Source organism: Rhodococcus ruitaii (assembly GCF_055230935.1).
Map to the genome: position 1 here is coordinate 184,586 of NZ_JBUYWC010000007.1, position 20,749 is coordinate 205,334.

General features: G+C 64.6%; 17 protein-coding genes. 14 read left to right on the forward strand and 3 right to left on the reverse strand.

Going from position 1 to position 20,749, the window contains the following annotated elements; all coding sequences use genetic code 11:
- Positions 1-11 precede the first annotated feature (11 nt).
- From ACZI8W_RS10610 to ACZI8W_RS10630, 5 genes are read left to right on the forward strand one after another with little or no spacing between them, the layout of a single operon-like run.
- Positions 12-965, forward strand: a complete 954-nt coding sequence (locus tag ACZI8W_RS10610) for an ABC transporter permease (RefSeq protein WP_463368453.1) — start codon at positions 12-14, stop codon at positions 963-965.
- Positions 958-2,076 carry an ABC transporter permease gene (locus ACZI8W_RS10615; RefSeq protein WP_463368454.1) on the forward strand — a complete coding sequence of 373 codons (1,119 nt, stop codon included), beginning with the start codon at positions 958-960 and terminating at the stop codon, positions 2,074-2,076. The genes ACZI8W_RS10610 and ACZI8W_RS10615 overlap by 8 nt, the downstream gene beginning before the upstream one ends.
- On the forward strand, positions 2,073-3,146 hold the full coding sequence (locus tag ACZI8W_RS10620) for an ABC transporter ATP-binding protein (RefSeq protein ID WP_463368455.1): 1,074 nt from the start codon (positions 2,073-2,075) through the stop codon (positions 3,144-3,146). Before ACZI8W_RS10615 ends, ACZI8W_RS10620 begins: the two co-directional genes overlap by 4 nt.
- Entirely contained in the window at positions 3,146-4,135 is a 990-nt protein-coding gene (locus ACZI8W_RS10625; RefSeq protein WP_463368456.1) for an ABC transporter ATP-binding protein, read from the forward strand. The genes ACZI8W_RS10620 and ACZI8W_RS10625 overlap by 1 nt, the downstream gene beginning before the upstream one ends.
- 34 nt (positions 4,136-4,169) lie before the next feature.
- Positions 4,170-5,588 (forward strand): amidase, encoded by a 1,419-nt coding sequence (locus ACZI8W_RS10630; RefSeq protein ID WP_463368457.1) that lies wholly within the window; start codon positions 4,170-4,172, stop codon positions 5,586-5,588.
- Positions 5,589-5,594: 6 nt separating this feature from the next.
- On the opposite strand, the gene ACZI8W_RS10635 is transcribed toward ACZI8W_RS10630, so the two are convergent.
- Positions 5,595-6,218, reverse strand: a complete 624-nt coding sequence (locus tag ACZI8W_RS10635) for a TetR family transcriptional regulator (protein WP_463368458.1) — start codon at positions 6,216-6,218, stop codon at positions 5,595-5,597.
- Between the two features lie 121 nt (positions 6,219-6,339).
- Here ACZI8W_RS10635 and ACZI8W_RS10640 point away from each other — a divergent pair, with 121 nt between their 5' ends.
- The 9 genes from ACZI8W_RS10640 to ACZI8W_RS10680 all read left to right on the forward strand — a co-directional run bounded on the left by ACZI8W_RS10640 (position 6,340) and on the right by ACZI8W_RS10680 (position 16,414).
- A complete protein-coding gene (locus ACZI8W_RS10640) occupies positions 6,340-7,041 on the forward strand; it encodes a tyrosine-protein phosphatase (RefSeq protein WP_463368459.1) in 702 nt (233 codons plus the stop codon).
- A 43-nt stretch (positions 7,042-7,084) separates the two neighbouring features.
- Positions 7,085-8,611, forward strand: a complete 1,527-nt coding sequence (locus tag ACZI8W_RS10645; RefSeq protein ID WP_463368460.1) for an ABC transporter substrate-binding protein — start codon at positions 7,085-7,087, stop codon at positions 8,609-8,611.
- The gene (locus tag ACZI8W_RS10650; protein ID WP_463368461.1) at positions 8,608-9,555 is read left to right on the forward strand and encodes an ABC transporter permease; all 948 of its coding nucleotides are present in this window, start codon (positions 8,608-8,610) and stop codon (positions 9,553-9,555) included. The genes ACZI8W_RS10645 and ACZI8W_RS10650 overlap by 4 nt, the downstream gene beginning before the upstream one ends.
- Complete coding sequence (locus tag ACZI8W_RS10655) at positions 9,545-10,405, forward strand: ABC transporter permease (protein WP_463368462.1); 861 nt, start codon at positions 9,545-9,547, stop codon at positions 10,403-10,405. Before ACZI8W_RS10650 ends, ACZI8W_RS10655 begins: the two co-directional genes overlap by 11 nt.
- Positions 10,402-11,406, forward strand: a complete 1,005-nt coding sequence (locus ACZI8W_RS10660) for an ABC transporter ATP-binding protein (RefSeq protein WP_463368463.1) — start codon at positions 10,402-10,404, stop codon at positions 11,404-11,406. Before ACZI8W_RS10655 ends, ACZI8W_RS10660 begins: the two co-directional genes overlap by 4 nt.
- On the forward strand, positions 11,403-12,419 hold the full coding sequence (locus tag ACZI8W_RS10665) for an ABC transporter ATP-binding protein (RefSeq protein WP_463368464.1): 1,017 nt from the start codon (positions 11,403-11,405) through the stop codon (positions 12,417-12,419). Before ACZI8W_RS10660 ends, ACZI8W_RS10665 begins: the two co-directional genes overlap by 4 nt.
- A 19-nt stretch (positions 12,420-12,438) precedes the next feature.
- Positions 12,439-13,836 carry a glycoside hydrolase family 1 protein gene (locus ACZI8W_RS10670; RefSeq protein WP_463368465.1) on the forward strand — a complete coding sequence of 466 codons (1,398 nt, stop codon included), beginning with the start codon at positions 12,439-12,441 and terminating at the stop codon, positions 13,834-13,836.
- A complete protein-coding gene (locus tag ACZI8W_RS10675; protein ID WP_463368466.1) occupies positions 13,833-15,578 on the forward strand; it encodes a glycoside hydrolase family 3 protein in 1,746 nt (581 codons plus the stop codon). The genes ACZI8W_RS10670 and ACZI8W_RS10675 overlap by 4 nt, the downstream gene beginning before the upstream one ends.
- A 401-nt stretch (positions 15,579-15,979) precedes the next feature.
- Positions 15,980-16,414, forward strand: a complete 435-nt coding sequence (locus tag ACZI8W_RS10680; protein WP_463368467.1) for a hypothetical protein — start codon at positions 15,980-15,982, stop codon at positions 16,412-16,414.
- A gap of 7 nt (positions 16,415-16,421) precedes the next feature.
- Here ACZI8W_RS10680 and ACZI8W_RS10685 read toward each other — a convergent pair whose 3' ends face one another.
- Complete coding sequence (locus ACZI8W_RS10685; RefSeq protein ID WP_463368468.1) at positions 16,422-18,170, reverse strand: ABC transporter ATP-binding protein; 1,749 nt, start codon at positions 18,168-18,170, stop codon at positions 16,422-16,424.
- Positions 18,167-20,722, reverse strand: a complete 2,556-nt coding sequence (locus ACZI8W_RS10690; protein ID WP_463368469.1) for an ABC transporter ATP-binding protein/permease — start codon at positions 20,720-20,722, stop codon at positions 18,167-18,169. The genes ACZI8W_RS10685 and ACZI8W_RS10690 overlap by 4 nt, the downstream gene beginning before the upstream one ends.
- Positions 20,723-20,749: the final 27 nt, after the last annotated feature.

Below are 20,749 nucleotides of genomic sequence, written 5' to 3' on the forward strand. Positions count from 1 at the left end.
GCGGTGCGACGATGACCAGAACAGTGATCGACAAGGTTGTCGAACTGATTGTCGTGCTCTTCGTCGTCAGTCTCGGCACGTTCACCCTCGTATCGTTGATTCCTGGCGATCCGTCTGTCGCGATGTTGGGCGAAGGGCGCACACCGGAGGAATACGCGCAGGCTCGCGTGGAGATGGGGCTCGACGACCCCTTCCTGACGCGCTACTGGGACTGGCTGTCGGGTGCCCTACGCGGTGATCTGGGCCAGTCGATGGTCCCGCCGCAGGGGCCGGTGATCGACAGCATCGGCGCAGCCCTGCCGGTGAGTGTGCAGTTGGCGGTCATGGGCCTGGTGATCGCGCTGGTCGTTGCGGTGCCGCTGGCCATGTACTCGGCGCGACACCAGGGCGGCTGGATCGATCGCGTGATCAGCGCCGGCACTTTCGGTGTGCTGTCCATCCCCAGCTTCCTGTCGGGCCTGCTGCTGATCATGGTCATGGTCAACTACCTCGGGTGGTTCCCGCGCTCGCAGTGGGTGCGGATCTCCGAGGGGTTGGGGCAGAACCTCTATCATGCGATCCTGCCTGCGATCGTCATCAGCTTGCTCGAGATGGCGATGTTCACCCGGATCCTGCGCAGTGACCTGGTGACAACGATGAAGGAGAACTTCATCCTCGTCGCGAAGGCAAAGGGTATGTCGAACGCCAGGCTGCTGTTCAGCGATGCGCTGCGCCCGTCGTCGTTCTCCCTGATCACGATGCTCGGCATCGCGATCGGGTCGATGATCGGCAGCACCGTCATCGTCGAGACCCTCTTCTCGTTGCCCGGCATGGGTTCACTGATCGTCCGTTCGGCGCAGCAGGGCGACATGCCGATGGTGCAGGGCGCGGTCCTGGTCATCGCCGTCATCTACGTCGTGGCGAACAGCGTCATCGATCTCTCCTACGGATACCTCGACCCAAGGAGCCGACGAGCCCATGTCTGAGTTGACCACCTCCGGGACGACCGCCGACGTCGAGATGCCTGCCATTACCGGCCGCGTGCTCGACGACGCGAACGCAGAGAAGCAGGCGAACGCATCGGATCTTGCCGAACGTCGCAACCTGTACAGGATCGGCGCGATCCTCACCGCCGTCGGCCTGATCGCCATCGGCGTGGGCGTGGCGCCCATGTTGGTCATGGGGGCACGGATCGTCATTTTCCTCATCGGCCTGATCGCGCTCTACATGGGCGTGCGGCGGGTGGGGCTGGCCCGGTTCGGCTCCGACTTCGACCTGACATTCATCCTGTCCTGCGGGTGGCTGGCGGTGTTGATCGCCGCGGCCCTGCTGGCCCCGCTGTTGCCGTTGGCCGAGCACGAGGACACCACCAAGACCCTCGGAGCGGAGAGCTATGCCGCACCACGCTTGTTCTCCGATCATCCATTGGGTACCAACAACTTCGGCCTCGACATACTTGCGCGGTCGATCTACGGTGCCCGATCTTCGCTCATCGTCGCGGTGGCGGCCGTGCTGATCGGCATGATCGTGGGCGGTGCGCTCGGCATCATCGCCGGCTACTTCGGTGGCAAGATCGACCGGGTCGTCGGGGTCCTGACGAACTCGCTGCTCGCGATTCCGGCGCTGATCCTGTTGATCGCGCTCGCCTCGGTTCTCGAGCCGAACCTGCGGAACATCTCCTTCGCGCTGTCGATCCTCGCGATTCCGAGCATGCTCCGTATCGCCAGAGCCAACACGCTGGTGTTTTCGCAACGCGAGTTCGTCTTGGCGGCACGAGCAATGGGGGCCACCAAGTGGCGGGTGATGGCGCGGGAGATCGCGCCCAACGTCGCACTGCCGCTCGCGTCGCTCGGCATGGTGATGATCTCGGTGATGATCGTCGCGGAGGCGTCACTGAGCTTCCTCGGGCTCGGCATCGCGCCGCCGACCCCGACGTGGGGGAACATGATCTCGGAGGGTCAAGGCAACGTCTTCGAGAAGCACCCGTACATCGTGTTGGTGCCCGGTGTGTTCCTGTTCTTGACTGTCTTCTCGTTCAACATGGTCGGTGAGAAGGCGCAGAAGCGCACCGGCGGAACCCGCGAGGTGAAACTGTGACCAGCAACGAACCCCTCCTGACGGTGGACGCGGTGTCCACGAGGTTCCGCACGAAGCGGGGGCAACTCCGCGCCGTCGACGAGGTTTCCCTCCAGCTCGACGCCGGCGAGACCCTCGGCCTGGTAGGCGAATCAGGATCCGGAAAATCCGTTCTGGGGCAGACCATCATGGGTCTGGCGTCGCATGACGACGGCACCACCGTCACCGGCAAGGTGCGGTTCATGGGTCACGATATGCAGGCGTTGACCCGGAAACAGCAGCAGCAGCTGTGGGGCAACGACATCGCGATGGTGTTCCAGGACCCCATGTCGGCGCTCAATCCGTTCAAGCGGATCGGGACGCACATCACGGAATCCTTGCGCGCCCACCTCGACCTGGCCAAGGTCCCGGCGCGTGAACGCGCGATCGAACTGCTGCGCAAAGTCCGGATCCCAGAACCGACGCGGCGGATCGATCAGTATCCGCACGAACTGTCCGGTGGCATGCGTCAGCGTGTGGTGATCGCGATGGCACTGGCGTGCGATCCCAAGCTGATCATCGCCGACGAGCCGACGACCGCACTGGACGTCACTGTGCAGAAGCAGATCCTCGGACTCCTCGACTCTCTGCGAACCGAGACGGGCATGGCTGGCATCCTCGTCAGCCACGACCTGGGTGTCGTTGCGGGGCAGACTGATCGGGTGTCCGTGATGTACGCGGGACGGATCGTCGAATCTGCGCCGACCCGTCAGCTGTTCGCCGGCCCCAAGCACCCGTACACACAGGCCCTGCTGTCGGCGGTCCCGCGGCTCGAACAGGAACCGCATTCGCCCCTCGAATCCATCGAAGGTGGCTTGCCGGACATGACGAAGCCTCAGAAGGGGTGCTCGTTCGCGTCGCGCTGCGAATATGTGCAACCCGGATGCCGGCAGGTGACGCCGTCTCTGACCCCCGCCGCGGACGCCGGTGATGCGCGCCACCCCCACGAGGTGGCCTGCCATTTCCCGTTGGACGATGGCGGCGCCGCCGAACTCGGAATGCCCCGCACCGGGGGCGCCCACGCACGTGAGCTGGAAGTGGAGGGCATCTGATGGCCGGTAGTGGGGTTGCGCACCTGCGCAGGGACAACAAGCCTGTGCTGTCCGTAGAGAACCTGGTCGTGGAGTTCCCGGCCGGGCGGGGGCAGACGGTGCACGCGGTGTCCGACATCAGCTTCGACCTGCTCGCTGGTGAGACCCTCGGCATCGTCGGCGAGTCCGGCTGCGGCAAGTCCACCACCGGGCGCGCCGTGCTGCAGTTGCCTGCCCCGAAGTCGGGCAGTGTGGAGATCGACGGCATCGAGCTGACGACACTGAGCCCGTCCGCGCTGCGGTCGATTCGGGCGAAGATGCAGATGATCATGCAGGACCCGATCTCGTCGTTGAATCCGCGCCGCAAGGTCAAGCATCTGGTGACCGAGGGTGCCCGGATGTGGGGGAAGCACAACAAGGAACGGCTCGACGAACTCGGCCGGAACCTGCTGCGGGCGGTCGGGTTGGACCCCGACGTCGTGTGGGATCGGATGCCCGGTGAGCTGTCGGGCGGTCAGTGTCAGCGCGTGTGCATCGCCCGCGCGATGATGCTCGAGCCCAAGGTGCTCATCTGCGACGAACCGGTGTCCAGCCTCGACGTGTCGGTTCAGGCGCAGATTCTCAACCTGCTCGAACAGACGAAGACCGAGTTCGAACTGACGATGATCTTCATCGCGCACAACATGGCGGTCGTGAAGAACATCAGCGACCGGGTGATGGTGATGTACCTGGGCAAGGTCTGTGAAGTGTCGCCCTCGTCGAACATGGAGACTGCGGCGCGGCACCCGTACTCGCGACTGCTGCTGGCGTCGATCCCCGACCCCGAACGGCATCGTGGTGACGCGACGGACATCGAGCAGATCGAGGGCGACTTACCGTCGCCGCTGAATCCGCCGTCGGGCTGCCGGTTCCGGACGCGGTGCCCCCTCGTTACCGACCGCTGCGCGGTCGAGGAGCCGCAGCTGCGGGAGGTCGGTGCGAACCACTTCGTCGCCTGTCACCACGTTTGATTCCGGTCCCGAACCCATCTCCGAGGAGACCCGCATGGATTCCCTGTTCGACAACAACGACATGACCGGTCTGGCCGCCGCGATCGGTCGCGGTGACGTGTCGGCCCGAGAGGTCGTCGAGTTCTCTCTGGCACGCCTGGACGAACGCAATCCGGCCGTCAATGCCGTCGTCGCCACGCGCGCCGAGGAGGCGCTCGCGGAAGTCGATGCAGGGCTGCCCGACGGCCCGCTGCGCGGAATCCCGTTTCTGATCAAGGATCTGCACGCGGACGTCGCGGGCATGCCGACCACCAACGGTTCGCGACTGTTCTCCGGCCGAGTCGCGCAGCACGACAGCGAACTGGTGTCTCGATACAGACGAGCCGGGCTCGTCATCATCGGAAAGACCAACACCCCCGAATTCGGTCAGAACGCCAGCACCGAACCGGTACTGTTCGGGCCGACCCGCAACCCACGCCGCCTCACCCACGGGGTGGGTGGTTCGTCGGGAGGCTCGGCGGCCGCGGTCGCGGTCGGTATCACCCCGGCCGCGCATGCCAGCGATGGCGGCGGCTCGATCCGAATCCCGGCATCCGCCAACGGGCTCGTCGGTCTCAAGCCGTCCCGCGGGCGGATGCCCGCCCGCGCGCCACTGGCCGCGCCGTTGGGGGTCGAACACGCGATCACCCGGACCGTACGGGACTCCGCGCTACTGCTCGACCTGACCTCCGGCCCCGCGGTGGGAGCCTCCTTCGGCATCGCACCGCCGGTGCGCCCCTACGTCGACGAGATCGGCGCCGATCCCGGCACCCTCCGGATCGGCATTGTCACGACGATGCCGAACGGTGAAGCGGTACATCCTGATTGCGCTGCGGTGACGTCCGACGCCAGCGTGATGCTCGAGAAGCTGGGTCACCGCGTCGAGGCCGCGAATCTCCTGTTCCCGCAGGACGCCCTACTGGCTGCAATGCAGTATATGATGGCCGCTCCCATGTCCGTGGAGATCGACCACCGCCTCGCCGAACTCGGCCGTGACCTGAGTGACAACGACCTCGAGACGCTGCCGCGCGTGCAGTACGAGCGCTGCAAGTCGCAGTCCGTCACCGACCTGTCCTTCGCCTACTCGGAACTCGATCGGGCCGCGCGGGAAATTGGGCAGTTCTTCGTCGAGTACGACGTGCTGCTCACCCCGACCCTCGGCAGCCCCACGCCCCCGCTGGGACTGCTCGACGCCATGGACGTCGACGCGATGTGGAAGCACGGCGGCATCTACGGTGCCCTGACCGGCCCGTTCAACACCGGCGGCCAGCCCGCGATATCCCTTCCGCTGGGCGAGGATTCGACCGGGCTACCGCTCGGCGCGCAACTCGTAGCCACGCACGGCCGGGAGGACATGCTGTTTCGGGTCGCCTCCCAGCTCGAGGCAACACACCCGTGGAGCGCCGCCCCGGTCTGGCCGGCGACCGTGGGATAGGTCGGCCTACCCGTTCACTGATGTGGTGTGACCGCGGGCGAGGTCTGCGAGGTCTACTATCGCTGCGCGCCACTCGCTGGCATGTTCGATTCCCGCGCCGGTCTGGAAAATGTGGCTGTGAATGATCGATCGGATCAATCCCACCATCACCTCGGCTCGGTAGTCGAAGCACTCCTCGGGAATCCCCAGTCGGAGTTTGGTGTCCGATCGGATCCGGATGGAGGCACAGTCGGCCATCTCGGAGACGTACCGGGAGACGGCCGGGACGCTGAGCAGCGATCGACGCAGGTCTCGTCGCATCGCCGTCTCGGGAAGTAATTCGCGACCGGTGGAATGTTCGAGCGCAGTGACGAGGGCGGTCAGCGGATCCATCTCGGGGGGCGCCAACCGATAGTCGGCGAGAATCATGTCGAACGACTCCAGGGAGAAGAGCGTCGCTTCCTTGGTGCGGAAGTATCGGAAGAACGTGCGCGGAGCGACCTGTGCCGCGTCGGCTATCTGCTCGACGGTGGTCTCTGTAAAGCCATGGCGAATAAAGAGTTCGACGGCGTTCTTGCGAATCGTGCGTCGTGTGGAGTCCTTCTTTCGCTCGCGACGACCCTTGGGTGCTGTCTCTTCGGCGGCTGTCATAGAGGCATCTTGGCTCATCGTCCGGTGTCTAGGGGCCCCGAACCTCAATGTTCACCTGTTCGACCGGCAATTGTGGCATCAACGCCAACTGGCAGTCGTGCCACTTCCTGACCATTGGGGCATGACCGTCACCGCCACCACTGCGTCATCGTTCGGACTGCCCAACGGCCGCGTGCTGATAGGCAGGGCCGAATCGTCGCACTGCGTGTACCGTTCGGCCGCGGCGAGTTTGGCGACTCCCAGCGAGGTTGCCTCGTTGCCGAGGGACCTGACGTGGCTCGACCTGCGTACCCCGGAGGAACAGTCCGCGGATGCCGGACCGCGTCTGCCCCGCGGGTGGATCATCGAACGAGTGAACGCGCATCCTGCTGGGGGGCTGGCACTCGGTACCGGGAACTCGCTGATCCATCAACTGGTCGACGGAACTGTCACCTTCGGTCAGTTGTACTTACAGTTGATCGAACACTCGTCTGCCGCACTCGTGGAGGCCGTCAGCGTCGTTGCACGCGCGACCGGCCCGGTACTCGTCACATGTCAGGTCGGCCGCGATCGGACGGGCGTTGTCAGCGCCTTGTTGCTGCTGTTGGCCGGCGCGTCACGAAGGCAGGTCGTCGCCGACTATCTCCGAACCAACGACGCCCTCGACGTCCTGGTGGAGCGACTACCGATGATTCCGAAAGAGTTCGATCTGACGTGCCAGGCCCGGGACATCGAGCAGCTACTCGATCACCTGGACGAGCGCGGAGGCGCGCAGTCCTACCTCATTGCCGCCGGACTGTCTCCGAAAGATCTCGAACGCCTACAGACCCGATTCATTCAGTAAACAAGCGAAATTCACATTGAATACAGTTCCCGGGAGAATTCTCATGAAGACCTCACGACGCGTCACAACCGTCGTTGCGACGTTCGTTATCGCCTCGACGCTGGCCGCCTGTTCGTCGACCGGCGCCTCGAACGCCTCGGGTGAGCCGGTCGACGGAGGCACCGTCACCATCGGAATGGACCGCGAGATCGTGTCGTTGGATCCGGCGAAGGGTGCCATCACACAGCAGCCGACATTCATTGTCGCAAACGCGCTGTTCGACCCGCTGTTCACCTACGGTGACGACGGTGCGGTAGTGCCTCATCTGGCACGAAGCCTCGAAGGCGATGTCACCCAGAAGGAATGGGTGATGAAGATTGCTCCCGGCGTCACGTTCAGCGACGGCAGTCCGTTGGACGCCCAGGCTGTCGTCGATCACATCAGCAGGCTGGCGGATCCTGATACCGCATGTTCCTGTGCGGGGGACGCGAAGTCCATCGTCGCGATGACGGCCGTCGATCCGACGACGGTCGATTTCACCCTCGACAGCCCCAACTCTTCGTTCCAGAATCTGTTCACCCGCCAGCTCGGTTACGTGACGTCGCCGACCGAGGACGAGTTCGGGGTGCCACTCGGTTCCGGGCCCTATGTCCTCACCGGCAACCAGGCCGGGACCTCGATCACGATGGATCGAAATCCCACGTACTGGGGTGAAGGCGCGCATGCCGACACGCTCGACTTCAGGATCCTCCCGGACAGCGATTCTCGCTACCAGTCTCTGGTGTCCGGGGATGTCGACCTGATCTGGTCGGAGAGTTCCACCCAGTTCCTGCAGGCCCCCACCGATGGATTCGCGGTGTCGTCTGCGGACACCGGCATGTCCACGGGTGTGTTCAACACCGAGGCAGCGCCATTCGACGACCCCGTCGTCCGGCAGGCGGTGCAGGCAGCGATTGATCGGGATGTCCTGCGTGACGTCGTCAACGAGGGGACCGGTGACGTCAGCCACGGCCCGATTCCGTCGACATCATCGTATGAGCGGACGGCCGAGTATCCGGCATTCGACCAGGATCGTGCGCGCACGCTCGTCGCCGAGTACGGAGAACCGATTTCGTTCACCTACACCTCGGACAATCGCCCACAGTCACAGCAACGTGCGACGGTCATCAAGCAGATGCTTGCGGAGGTCGGAATCGAGATGACGCTCAACCCGGTCGACACCACCACCTGGGGTGCCGTTCTGAGCAAGGGCGACTTCCAGATGACCGATGTCACCACCAGCCTCTTCGGCGATGCAGACTCCGGCACGACCAAGTTCTTCGCCTCCACCGGATCCTCGAACTATTCCATGTACTCCGACACCGAGGTCGACGCACTCATCGAAGCGGTTCTCGTAGAGCAGGACCACAGCCGTCGGGGAGATCTGCTCAACGACATCGCGGCGAAGGTTTTCGTGGATGCCCCTGCCGTCTTCTACACCCAGAACGTCGACGGCTACATCCTGTCCGATCGTGTAGGTGGGGTACCCGACGTCTCCACCCGCTCGATCATCTCGGTTCGTCCGAGCGAGTTCTGGGCAGTCCAGCAGTGATTCGGACTACCGCGATTCGAGGGGGGCGGGCGCTCCTCGTGCTTGCCCTCCTCGGGATGGTCACGATGACTCTGCCCTCACTCCTTCCCGGTTCTCCGGCCATCACGGTGCTGGGGCCGGACGCGAGTGAGGAACAGATTACGGCGTTCAACAGCATGTATCGCCTGGACGACGGAGTGTTCACGCGTTACTGGAACTGGCTGACCTCCGCCATGTCAGGGGATCTGGGAACGTCGATCATCACGCAGAACTCCGTGGGTGGGGAACTGCTCGACCGGCTGCCCGTCACATTGGAACTGGTTCTGGCGAGTCAGATCATTGCTCTGGGAATCGCTGTTCCGGTTGCACTGCGGGCGGCCTGGCGGCCCGGGTCGGTGTTCGACCGAATCGCGACGGTACTGAGCTATGTGACGTTGTCGATGCCCGGCTTCGTACTGGGTATATTGCTGATCTACCTCTTCGCTGTCTGGGGGGATTGGCTGCCCGCGACCGGCTGGGTCAGTTTCACGGACGACCCCGTCGGCAACCTGCGATTCCTGATCCTTCCCGCCCTCACCTTGGGGTTGACCGAGGCCGCGATTTACACGCGGACGCTGCGTTCGGACGTCATGGGCACGCTGGACCAGACATACATCCACGCTGCGCGTAGCCGTGGGATGGGAACCTGGCGACTGCTGTGCTCGCGTGCGCTGCGGCCGTCGGCGCTGCCGTTGATGACGATGGTGGGAATCGCCGTGGGCGGAGCCTTCGGTGGCGCGGTAGTCGTGGAAACACTGTACGCCGTACCCGGAATCGGGCGGCTTGTGCAATCAGCCATCGCAGGACGCGACTTCCCGATCATCGAGAGTGTCGTGATCATCGCCGGACTGGCGGTGGTCGTCGCCACCATTCTCGTCGATCTCGCCTATCGACTGATCGACCCGAGGATTGCCAGTGAGCACTGAATCTATTGCCAGGGTCGATGCTGGTTGGAGCTATCTGGGCAACACCTGGAATCGGGTGTGGCGCGCGCCGGGGTTGATGCTCGCGTCGATCTGGTTGCTGCTGCTCGCCGTCGTCATTCTCGTCGCCGGCTTCACCGATCAGATGGACCCGTTCGTCGCCGACTTCAAGGCGACTCGGCAGGCACCGAGTGCCGAGCACTGGTTCGGAACCGATTCGACCGGACGGGATGTCTTCGCACGCACGGTCTCCGGCGCCAAATCTTCGTTCATCGTCGCACTGATCACGCTGGCAGTAGGCATGATCGGAGGCAGTGTAGTCGGAGTTCTCGCCGGGTACCTACGAGGGTGGACAGATCGGGTAACCGGGCTGATTCTCGATACGCTGATGGCCTTCCCGTCGCTGATTCTCGTGATGATCGTTGTGTCGTTCCGCGGTCCGAGCCTTGCGACGATAGGGACGGTCATCGGGATCCTGACGATCCCGACGTTCGCCCGCATCACCCGGGCGGCCACCTTGAGCGTGCGCGAGCGAGAGTACGTCCAGGCCGCGCGACTGATGGACACCCCCCGGTGGCGCATTCTGTGGGGCGACATCGTCCCCAACGTGGCTCCTGCTGCCATCACTTTCTCCTTCACGGCGATGACAGCAGCCATTGTCGCGGAGGGTTCGTTGAGCTTCCTGGGATTCGGACTGGTACCGCCCACCCCGTCGTGGGGAGGCATCATTGCCGACGGCCGGAGTCTGCTCGCGACCGCGCCGTGGGTGACGCTTGCACCGGCGATCGCGTTGTGCGTGACCGTATTGGCGATCAACGTCGTCGGTGAGAAAGTCAAGGAGAAGCTTCGATGACCGGACCGGACGTAGCCGGGCGCCCGCTGTTGCGGGTCGAGGATCTGTCCGTGCAGTATGTGACCCCGACGGGAACAACATATGTGCTGGAGAATGTTTCGTTGAACCTGGGGGCCGGTGAGGCCCTCGGAATCGTCGGGGAGTCCGGTTCCGGGAAGTCGGTCCTCGGGCGGATGATTCTCGGCGTAGAGTCGGGCCGGAGTCAGGCCCGGGTTCAGGGTTCGATCCATTTCGCCGATAGAGATCTGACTCGGCTCGGGGCGAAGGCCCGAGCGGCACTCGCCGGTACCGACATCGCGATGATCTTTCAGGACCCGATGATGTCGCTCAACCCGGTTGTCCGGGTCCGAAGGCAGCTGATGGAGTCGATCACGAACCGGAAGCGGATCAGTAGGCAGGCCGAGCGTGACGGTGCCGTCGACCTGCTTCGCGCAGTGGGTGTTCCAGATCCGGAGCGACGGGTTGACGGGTATCCGTCCGAGTTCTCCGGAGGAATGCGTCAGCGCGTGGGAATCGCTGCGGCTGTCGCCGGGAAGCCCCGGCTGCTTGTTGCAGACGAGCCGACCACGGCCTTGGACGTCACGATCCAGCGGAAGGTACTGGACCTGCTGGACGGCCTGCGGCGGGACCAGGGGATGGCCATGCTGCTCGTCACACACGACCTGGGCCTGTTGACCGGTCGGGCGGAGCGGACCGCGGTGCTCTATGCCGGACGTGTGATGGAGACCGGCCCGACGCTGGCGGTGACCACCGCGCCCGCCCACCCGTACACGCGGGGGCTGCTCGCCGCCATTCCGCGCGTGAGTGGGCCGCTGCGTCGTGAACTGCCGGCCATCGAGGGATCGTTGCCATCGATGGCCGCGCCCCGGAGTGGATGTCCGTTCGCGCCGCGATGCTCGGTCGCGATGCCTGTCTGCACAACTGAGCGTCCGCCGATGGTCACCATCGAACCCGGCCATGAGGCCGCGTGCTGGACTCTGGCAGAAAGGAAAGCAGCATGACGATGCAACCGAGTCTGTTGGAAGATCATGCCGAGGGGGCGGCCTCGGCCCCCGGACGTGCGTACACACCTGTGCTGCGGACGGACGGGCTGTCCGTCAGCTTCGAGACGCCGCGGGGCACGTTGCGCGCGGTATCGGACGTCGATCTGACCCTGCACCGCGGTCGGATCCTGGCCCTGGTCGGTGAATCCGGCTCGGGCAAATCGACCGTTGCGCGGGCTGTCCTGGGTCTGATTCCACGCACCGGAGGCGATGTATTCTACGAAGGACGCTCGCAGGCCCCGTTGCGTGAGCGACGGGCGCGAGCCGACCGGCGGCAGATGCAGATGGTGTTCCAGGACCCTGCGGCATCGCTGAATCCACGTCGACGGATCATCGATGCCGTGGCCGAGCCACTTGTGGTGCGTAAGGTCAACCGTACCGGTCGGCGGGCGCGTGCTGCGGAACTGCTCACCGAGATGTGCCTCGACCCGGCGGTGTACGGCGACCGGCTGCCCCGCGAGATCTCGGGTGGGCAGGCACAACGGGTGGCCATCGCCAGGGCTGTGGCCGCAGAACCGACGGTTCTTGTTGCGGACGAACCAGTTTCGGGACTCGACGTGTCGGTGCAGGCGAGTGTGCTCAATCTGCTGCGCGGCCTCACCGATCGACTGGAGCTGTCGATCTTGTTCATTTCTCATGATCTCGGTGTGGTCCGGGCACTGTGCGACGATCTCGCCGTCCTCTACCTCGGTCGCGTGTGTGAGACCGGATCGACCGAGAGCGTTCTGTCGGCGCCCGCGCACCCGTATACAGCCGCGCTGCGGGCCGCGGTCCCGGAGCCGGGCGCGGCCCTCGGCGAACTCGGTTTGTCGGAGGCGGAACCCCCGTCCCCACTCGATCCACCATCCGGTTGCGCATTCCGCACTCGTTGCCTCCGTGCCCACTCACGTTGCGCTTCTGAAGTTCCGCAGTTGCGCGAGATCGTTCCCGGTCGTCGAGTGGCATGTCACAGTCCGCTGATCGAACCTTGATTCTCAAAGAAGGCATACGATGAACGAACGCAACTTCGGACCTGATTTCCTCTGGGGTACAGCGACCTCTGCATACCAGATCGAGGGAGCCTGGAACGCGGACGGCAAGGGGCCGTCGATCTGGGACGACCACGCACACAACGGCATGCGGACTCCGGACGGTACCGACGGGGATACCGCGTCGGGTCACTACCACTACCTCGCCGAGGATCTCGACCTGATCGGCGATCTCGGCGCCAAGATCTACCGGTTCTCGATCTCGTGGTCGCGGGTGCTGCCGGAGGGCACAGGGAAGGTGAACGCGGCCGGACTGGACTTCTACGACCGTCTGGTCGACGGACTGGCCGAACGTGGTGTGCGTGCGGCACCGACCCTGTATCACTGGGACCTGCCCAGCGCACTACAAGCCTGCGGCGGATGGATGAATCGCGACGTCGCAGAGTGGTTCGCCGACTACGCCGGTGTCCTCGCCGACCGTCTCGGAGACCGTGTAGCGCAGTGGATCACTCTCAACGAGCCTATGGTGCCGACGCTGGCCGGTTACGTGATCGGGGCGTTGCCGCCGCACCAGAAGCTGGGCCGTGAAGGGCTGGCCAGTATCCACCACATGTTGCTCGCGCACGGACAGGCAGTCGAGACTCTCCGAGCCGGATCGGTGGTAGGTCAGGTCGGCACTACGCTGTCGCTGTCGGGAGTCGAGGCGGCCAGTGACGGCGCCGATGATGTGGAGGCCGCACGCAGGGCGGCGCACTTCGGAGAGTCCCTCTTTCTCGACCCGCTGCTGCACGGTCGCCACATCTCGGAACTCGACAGGGAGCTGCGCGCGCAGAATGTGGTGAAAGACGGCGACATGGAGACCATCTCGTCACACCTGGACTTCCTCGGTGTCAACTGGTATGCGACGATGGGTGCCGTCGCACCACGTAATGCGCACCGGTACACCGAGAACGTGCCGGAGGCTGCCCGGGTCTTCATGTCGTCGAACCCGGACCTCGAACGTTTCGGGTTCGCTGTCGTACCGATTCCGGGGCGCGCGTGGGGCGGCAGCCACCGCCAGATCACTCCGGGCGGACTTGGGCGCCTGCTGCGCTGGATCGACGGCCACTATCCGCAGCATCCGCCGCTGATCATCGGGGAGAATGGGCTCGGATTGGTGGATGGGGGCGGCCCGGACGGTCCGTTCGACGACATTGTGCGCGTAGAACATGTCGATGCGGTGCTCGACGATCTGGCGGACGTCATCGCGTCGGGTATCGACGTGCGCGGCTTCTATATCTGGTCCTTGATGGATAACCTCCAGTGGAACGCCGGCTACACCCAGCGGTTCGGGCTGGTGCACGTGGACACAGAGACCCTGGTGCGGACCCCGAAGACCTCGTACCGGTGGTACCAGCACATCGTGGGGGACAACCGATGACCGCGAGTGTGAGGCCGTCGTCGCTGTCGGTGGACCTGACCGCAGCGCCGTTCCACCTCGGTGCCGACGACGTGGAATGGGTGCACGCTACGATCGATTCGATGAGCCTGCCCGAGAAGATCGGGCAGCTCTTCGTCAGCCACAGTGCACACCTCGACCAGGCGGCCCTCGACCGTCTGGTCGACGAGTTCCACGTAGGTGGAATTCGGCACCACACCGCATCCGCGGTCGAGGTGGCTACGGCGGTGCGGCGAGTGCAGCAGCGGACGAAGGTTCCGCTGTTGGTCGCGGCGAACATCGAAGCCGGTGGCGATGCGACAGTGACCGAGGGCACCCGCGTCGGCACTGCCCTGCAGTGCGCGTCGTCCCCGGACCTGAGCGCAACGCGCCGTATGGCTTCGGTTGGAGGATCAGAATCGGTTGCAGTGGGGTGTAATTGGTCTTTCGCCCCGGTCGTCGATGTGCACTACAACTGGCGGAGCACGGTAGTCGCCTCCCGCGCTTTCGGGGACGATCCCGCCGTGGTTGTCGAACACGCGCAGGCCTACGCAGCCGGCATACGCGAAGGCGTGGGAGGGCGTCCGATGGCACTGTGCGCCAAGCACTTCCCGGGAGACGGGGTGGATGAGCGGGATCAGCACATGGTAACCTCCGTCAACACCATGACGGTGCCCGAGTGGGAAGCCGGTTTCGGCAACATCTATCGCACCATGATCGACAACGGCATCGCTTCGATCATGATCGGACACATCGCGCTGCCTGAGTACTCGCGCAAACTGCGGCCCGGTATCGATCGGATCCGGCCGGCGACCATTGCTCCGGAGCTGACCGACGACCTACTTCGCGGCGAGCTGGGATTCAATGGCCTCGTTCTCACCGACGCCACGCACATGATCGGGTTCACGTCCGCGCTGCCCCGGCACGAGCTGCTTCCCGCTGCGATCAACGCGGGTTGCGACATGCTGCTCTTCTTTCGGGATCCGCTGGAAGACCTCGAGATAGTGCGAACGGCGGTGCAGACGGGGGTGATCAGTGCCCGGCGGCTCGACGTCGCGTTGCAGCGGATCCTGGGACTCAAGGCGTCACTCGGGCTCCACCGTGCTCGAGCCGCGGGCACCCTGGTCCCCGATGACGACGCGCACGCCGTTATCGGTTGCGCCGCGCACCGCAAGATTGCGGCCGACGTCGCAGACCGAACAGTGACGCTGGTCCGAGATACCGGCGTGCTGCCGCTCGATACGACGACCCACCGCCGCGTCAGGCTGATCTTCCCCCCGGATCTCCTGCGCTACGGTGCGCCGCCCGCCTATCGGGAGACCATGCGATCGGAACTCGAGGCAGCAGGCTTCGAAGTGGAGGACTACCCGCAACCCTTGCCGACGTCGTTCGAGGAGCTGCTCGACCACGTCGGTGCCGTCAACAGCGAGTTCGCGCAGTCCTGCGACGCTGCGATCGTCGTGGCCGGGTTCCATGGCATCGGCAGACAGGCGTCCGTCCGTCTCGCGTGGTCCATGCCGTTCGGTCCCGAGATGCCCTGGTATGCGGTCGAGGTCCCGACCGTCTTCGTCTCGCTTGGGCTACCGAACCATCTCGTGGATGTGCCGATGGTTTCGGCTTTCATCAACGCCCACTCACCGACACCTGAGGTGATCCGTGCGGTTGTTCAGAAGATTCTGGGTCGCAGTGAATTCCACGGTACCCACAACGACAAAGTGTTCTGTGGACTCACCGAAATCCTCTGAACTGGGCCATGCCCGAGGCATGGTTTCAGATTCGTGAGGGTTCCAACTGTCGGAGTTCTGGTCGAAGCCCCATGCATCGGCCGCAGAAGCGGAACGTCTGGGCAACCGTGCGGAGAATCAACGCGTCGCAGCTGAACGCTACCGCGCGGAATTGGACGAGGAGGTGGAGCGCGCGAACAAGCTGGATCCGTCGGTCCGCGACGGCAGCAGTGTCAGCCGGACCTCACGAACCCTCCAGTCGGTGTGACAACAGTCACATGCGCTCGCCTACCGAGCCTGTGAACTGCCGTTATCTCAGGCTTGCGCGAGCTGTGAACAATTCCGGGGCGATCCGTGCAACTTTCCATGGACTCGGACCCTCTCATCTTCGCGACACACCAACGGCGAAAGAGAGCAGTGCGATGACAAGTGGGTCTTCCACATCCGGCAGCGATCCCGTGATCCTCGACGAGTACACGCTCGAGGACGGCACCCGGGTTGTGGACGTCGATACCGACGGCGACGGCGGAGTCGACCTGTCGGCACTCGACACCGACGGCGACGGTACTTTCGAAACCCAGGTCGAGGACACCGACGGTGACGGCCAGATCGATCTGATTGCCACCGACACAGATGGTGACGGTTACATCGATGCGGTTGCCGGTGATCTAGACGGAGACGGTCGGTTCGACGCCGCTGCTTTCGATGTGGACGGCGACGGTGAAGTGGACGCGGTCGTGGATCTGCACAGCGGTGCGGTCGACTACGACGGTGACGGCGTCGCCGATGATCACATCGACGTCTCCGGTTTCGACTACGCCGCTCCGGACGACAACTCCTCCGCAGATCTCGTCTGATCCGCAGTCACCTTCGGCTGCCCGACGCCTCGAGTTGCCACCCCGACGCCTCGTCACGCTGGCGCCAGAACTCGGCGAACCGGCCGCCAGAAGCGAGTAGATCGTCGACCGTGCCCTCCTCGACCACGCGGCCCTGCTCGAGGAACACGACGCGATCGGCGGTGCGAATACTCGCCAGACGGTGCGCGACGATCACGCGGGTGCGCGGGGTCGGGTCGTCCGTCAACGCCCGCACGATCGCGGTTTCGTTCTCGGTGTCCAGTGCGCTGGTGGCCTCGTCGACGAGTAGGAGCGGCGACGGCTTGAGCAGGGCACGCGCGATGGACACGCGTTGCTTCTCGCCGCCCGACAGCGCACCGCCGCCCTCACCGACGCGGGTGCTCCATCCGTCGGGGGAGCGCGCAATCACGTCGTCGACCTGCGCAAGCGCGACAGCTGCGCTGAGCGCGGCGTCGTCGGCGTTCGGGTCGCCGACACGGATGTTCTCGCGGATCGTGCCGTCGAACAGATAGGGATGCTGGAATACCACGCCGGCCAGAGTGCTCCGTGAGATCGGATCCAGAGTGTCGGCGTCGACACCGTCGACGAGTATCCGTCCCGTGCGGGGCTCGTGTAGACCGGCGAGAAGCGAGAGGATGGTGCTCTTACCGGAGCCGGACGGCCCGACGATCGCGGTGGTGGTGCCGGCCTCGAAGGTGAGGTCGATGCCGTCGAGTACGGGCCGCTCCTCGCTGTTGTACCAGAATCGAATGTCCTGCAGCTTGATTCGGGGTGCCCTTCCGGTGATGGTGCAGGTGCCGTCGTCGTCGGTGACGGGGGCGTCGAGGACGGCACGTATGCGGCGCAGAGTGGTCAACGACGATTCGACACCGCTCGTGAGATCGCTCAGGGTGGTGAACGGGTCGAGATAGCGGACGATGACGACGATCAATGCGATCGCCTCGGCGACGTCGAGGTCGCCGCGCACCGTGAGCACTGCCGCCGTGCCGGCCAGGATCACGAGCGCGAGTTGGGTGGCGACGCTGAAGAGGATTTGTCCCGGGATCTGCATGAGCAGCAGTCGTACGGTCGCGGAATGCTGACGGTCCAGTGCCTCGCCCGCGTGGCTGCGGTTGGGTTCGGTGCGGCGTGCCGCGCGCAGGGCCGGCTGGGTGCGGGCGAACTCGACGATCCGTTCGGTGAGTACAGCATTGGCGTCGGCTGCGGCACGGTCGGCACTACGACCGAACCGGGCCGAGAGCAGGAAGGCACCCAGCAGGATGGGCACACCGGCGAGCGCAGCGACCCCGAGTATCCAGTTGATCGGTAGCAACGCGATCGCGATCGCGAGGGGTAGCAGTATCGCGCTCAGAATCGGGGTGACCAGATACACGATGAGTCCGACGAGATCCGGCCCGGTGGCCGCGATGGCTTGGCGGTTGGTGGCGGTGTTCTCGCCGGTGAACCACGTCAGCCGGATTCGTGCAGTGCGCTCGGCTATTTCGTTCTGGGCATGGTTGAGCAGCCCGAAGCCCAGATCGAATCCGAGCCGGGACACGATCGTGTCGACGATCCAGCCGGCGACTGTGACGCCGGTGAGCGCACCCAGCCACGGCCACGCCTCGGATGGCGCGGAACCGAACAGGGCGCCGACGAGCGGCACCAGCAGCACCACACCGGCAGCGCGAAGCACGACGCTGACGACGGTGAGAAACACATGGGTGGTGACAGCGCGGCGGCTGCCGGGTGGCAGCAGTGTGAGCAGTGTGCGGATCATCGGGCCGGCTCCTGGTCTGCGTCGGCGTGGACGAGTTCGTTCGACGTGAAGGATCCTGCATCCCACATCTTCTTGTAGCGGCCTCCGGCTGAGAGCAGCTCGCTGTGGGTACCGGTTTCGGCGATGCGGCCGTGGTCGAGCACCACGATCCGGTCGACGTCGACGATGGTGTGCAACCGGTGTGCGATCACCAGCACGGTGCGCCCGGCAGTGAGCCGGCTCAACGCCTGCTGGACGAAGTACTCCGATTCGGGGTCGGCGAAGGCGGTGGCTTCGTCGAGGACGAGGATTGGGGTGTCGGCGAGGATGGCACGTGCGATTGTGATGCGTTGCCGTTCGCCGCCGGACAACTGTGGATTTGCGTCGAGCACAGTTCCGTACCCGTTGGGTAGTTGCAGGACGCGGTCGTGGATGTGCGCGGCCCGCGCCGCAGACTCGATCTGCTCATCGGTAGCGTCCGGTACTGCTAGTGCAATGTTCTCGCGCACCGTACCTTGCACGAGCTGGGTGTCCTGGAAGACGAACCCGACATGTTGATAGAGCGCATCGGCGTCGAACTCGCGGATGTCGCGACCGAAGACGCGGATGGTGCCGTCGTCGATGTCGTGGAATCGGGCCAGCAGCGACGCCATGGTGGACTTGCCGGAGCCGGACTGGCCGACGAGCGCGGTGATCGTTCCGGCTTCGAGCGTGAGTGAGACGCCGTCGATCACGGGTACCCCAGGCCGATAGGAGAAGCGGACACTGTCGAAGTCGACTGCGGCGGTGGGGTGGCCCGACACCGCGGAGGAGTTCTCGTGGGTGCACAGTTCGGGCTCGTCGAGGGCGGTGCCGACCCTGCGGGCGGCGAGCATTCCGTCACGGAGTCCGCCGACACCGTAGCCGAGGCCGAGAAGCCGGGCCCCGAACGTGGTACCCAAGAACAGGAACGGTAGCAACGCGGTGGGTGGCATACTGCCGGAGGTGATGAGGACAGTGCCGGCGGCGGTGATGAGCAGCAGGAAGGTTGCGGGTCTGGTCGACAGGTCCATGAGCGACTTCTTGCCGCTGAACGGGCGTTGCCAGCCGTCGAGGAATTCGATGTACTCCCGCAGTCTTGCACGGAACGTGGAGGCGGCTGCTCCGCCGAACACGCGGATCACCGGTTGCCCCTCGAGGTAGGCACCGGCCTCGGAACTCATGCGATCGGCCCAGCGCATCGCCTGCCCGGTCTTGTTACCGGACTGAACCAACATGATGCTCATCGTCACGATATAGACGAGGATCGGCACGAACATCAGAAGTGCCAGCCGCCAATCCACCGTGAACAGGTAGATCAGCACTGCAATGGGGGCTACCACCGCAGCAACAGCGTCGGTCACAGCATGTGTCACCAGGTAGTGCAATGACAGGGTGTCGTCCTGTACGAGGCGCTTCACCTGCCCGGAATCTCGGGCGCTGAACCAGCCGAGCGGCAGCTTCGCCAGCTTGCTCAGAAGTTGTTGCCGCAGGCTACGTTCGAACCGAGCGTCGACAGTGTGCAACCAGAACGACAGCGTCGCGGCGAGGAGTGTTCCGGCACCCATCAGGGCGACTGCCCAGACACCGACCGTCCACAGCTGGGATTCAGGAGCGCCGTCGAGTATGCGACGAGCCAATTCGGTGAGCAGGACGAATGGGGCGAGTTGAACAAGCGTGATCAGGGCTTGCAGCACGCCTGCGCCGGCGAGGGTGCGACGAAGGGGGTCGATCAGCCTGCCCGCGGACTGTGCCTGCCACGAACCGCGGCTGCTGCGCACGGGTTCGGGAGTCGACGGTGTGTCCTCGACGGGCGCTTCCTGCTCGGCAGGTTCGTTCGAGCGGAATGTGCCCATCGCGCGCCCGTGATACCAGTAGGCCTGCGCGTATACCTCGGATTTCGGGAATCCGAAATCGTCGCGGAGCCGCGTCCGCAGGTGTTTGAGCGCTTTGGATTCGGTTCCTGCCCAGACTTTCCAATTGGACCAGTCACGGTCTTCGATCGCCGCTGCCAGCGAGGTGGGGCTGAGCCGCGGAACCCAATGTGTGGTCATCAACGGATGGTCGGGCATCGGGATGAGAAGATCGGCGTCGTCGTGCTGTTCGAGGTACACCTCGACTGCGACATCCTGGGGGAGCACCGCGATGATGCTGCTGATCGCGGGGATCGCGGCGGAATCCCCGATCAGCAGATAACCGGCGGGAAGTTCGTCGGGCACGCTGAACGGTTTGGAGCCGAACGAGGTGATGCTGACGACGTCGCCGGCTTCTGCGCGTTTCGCCCACGCAGATGCCGGGCCCGCCGGCTCGTGCAGCACGAAGTCCACAGCGAAGGTGCCGGCGTCGGGATCGGCTTCGGCGAACGTATACCCCCGTTGATGTTCCGTATCGGGATCATCCGGGTCGGGCATCCAGAATCGTAGATACGCGGTCGGCCCGGGATCCGCATCGCCGAACAGGGTCGGGGACGTGAACCGTATGCGCAGGAAGTGTGGTGCAAGGTATTCGGTGTCGGTGACGACAGCGGTGTGGTCACGGGCTCCGAACCCGCGCATCACTGCTCCCTGAAATCCCCGTTTGGC

Coding starts and splice junctions, on each gene's coding strand:
- ACZI8W_RS10610 (WP_463368453.1), top strand. CDS start 12: ATGACCAGAACAGTGATCGACAAGGTTGTCGAACTGATTGTCGTGCTC.
- ACZI8W_RS10630 (WP_463368457.1), top strand. CDS start 4,170: ATGGATTCCCTGTTCGACAACAACGACATGACCGGTCTGGCCGCCGCG.
- ACZI8W_RS10670 (WP_463368465.1), top strand. CDS start 12,439: ATGAACGAACGCAACTTCGGACCTGATTTCCTCTGGGGTACAGCGACC.
- ACZI8W_RS10635 (WP_463368458.1), bottom strand. CDS start 6,218: ATGACAGCCGCCGAAGAGACAGCACCCAAGGGTCGTCGCGAGCGAAAG.
- ACZI8W_RS10625 (WP_463368456.1), top strand. CDS start 3,146: ATGGCCGGTAGTGGGGTTGCGCACCTGCGCAGGGACAACAAGCCTGTG.
- ACZI8W_RS10615 (WP_463368454.1), top strand. CDS start 958: ATGTCTGAGTTGACCACCTCCGGGACGACCGCCGACGTCGAGATGCCT.
- ACZI8W_RS10685 (WP_463368468.1), bottom strand. CDS start 18,170: ATGATCCGCACACTGCTCACACTGCTGCCACCCGGCAGCCGCCGCGCT.
- ACZI8W_RS10680 (WP_463368467.1), top strand. CDS start 15,980: ATGACAAGTGGGTCTTCCACATCCGGCAGCGATCCCGTGATCCTCGAC.
- ACZI8W_RS10640 (WP_463368459.1), top strand. CDS start 6,340: ATGACCGTCACCGCCACCACTGCGTCATCGTTCGGACTGCCCAACGGC.
- ACZI8W_RS10690 (WP_463368469.1), bottom strand. CDS start 20,722: ATGCGCGGGTTCGGAGCCCGTGACCACACCGCTGTCGTCACCGACACC.
- ACZI8W_RS10665 (WP_463368464.1), top strand. CDS start 11,403: ATGACGATGCAACCGAGTCTGTTGGAAGATCATGCCGAGGGGGCGGCC.
- ACZI8W_RS10660 (WP_463368463.1), top strand. CDS start 10,402: ATGACCGGACCGGACGTAGCCGGGCGCCCGCTGTTGCGGGTCGAGGAT.
- ACZI8W_RS10675 (WP_463368466.1), top strand. CDS start 13,833: ATGACCGCGAGTGTGAGGCCGTCGTCGCTGTCGGTGGACCTGACCGCA.
- ACZI8W_RS10645 (WP_463368460.1), top strand. CDS start 7,085: ATGAAGACCTCACGACGCGTCACAACCGTCGTTGCGACGTTCGTTATC.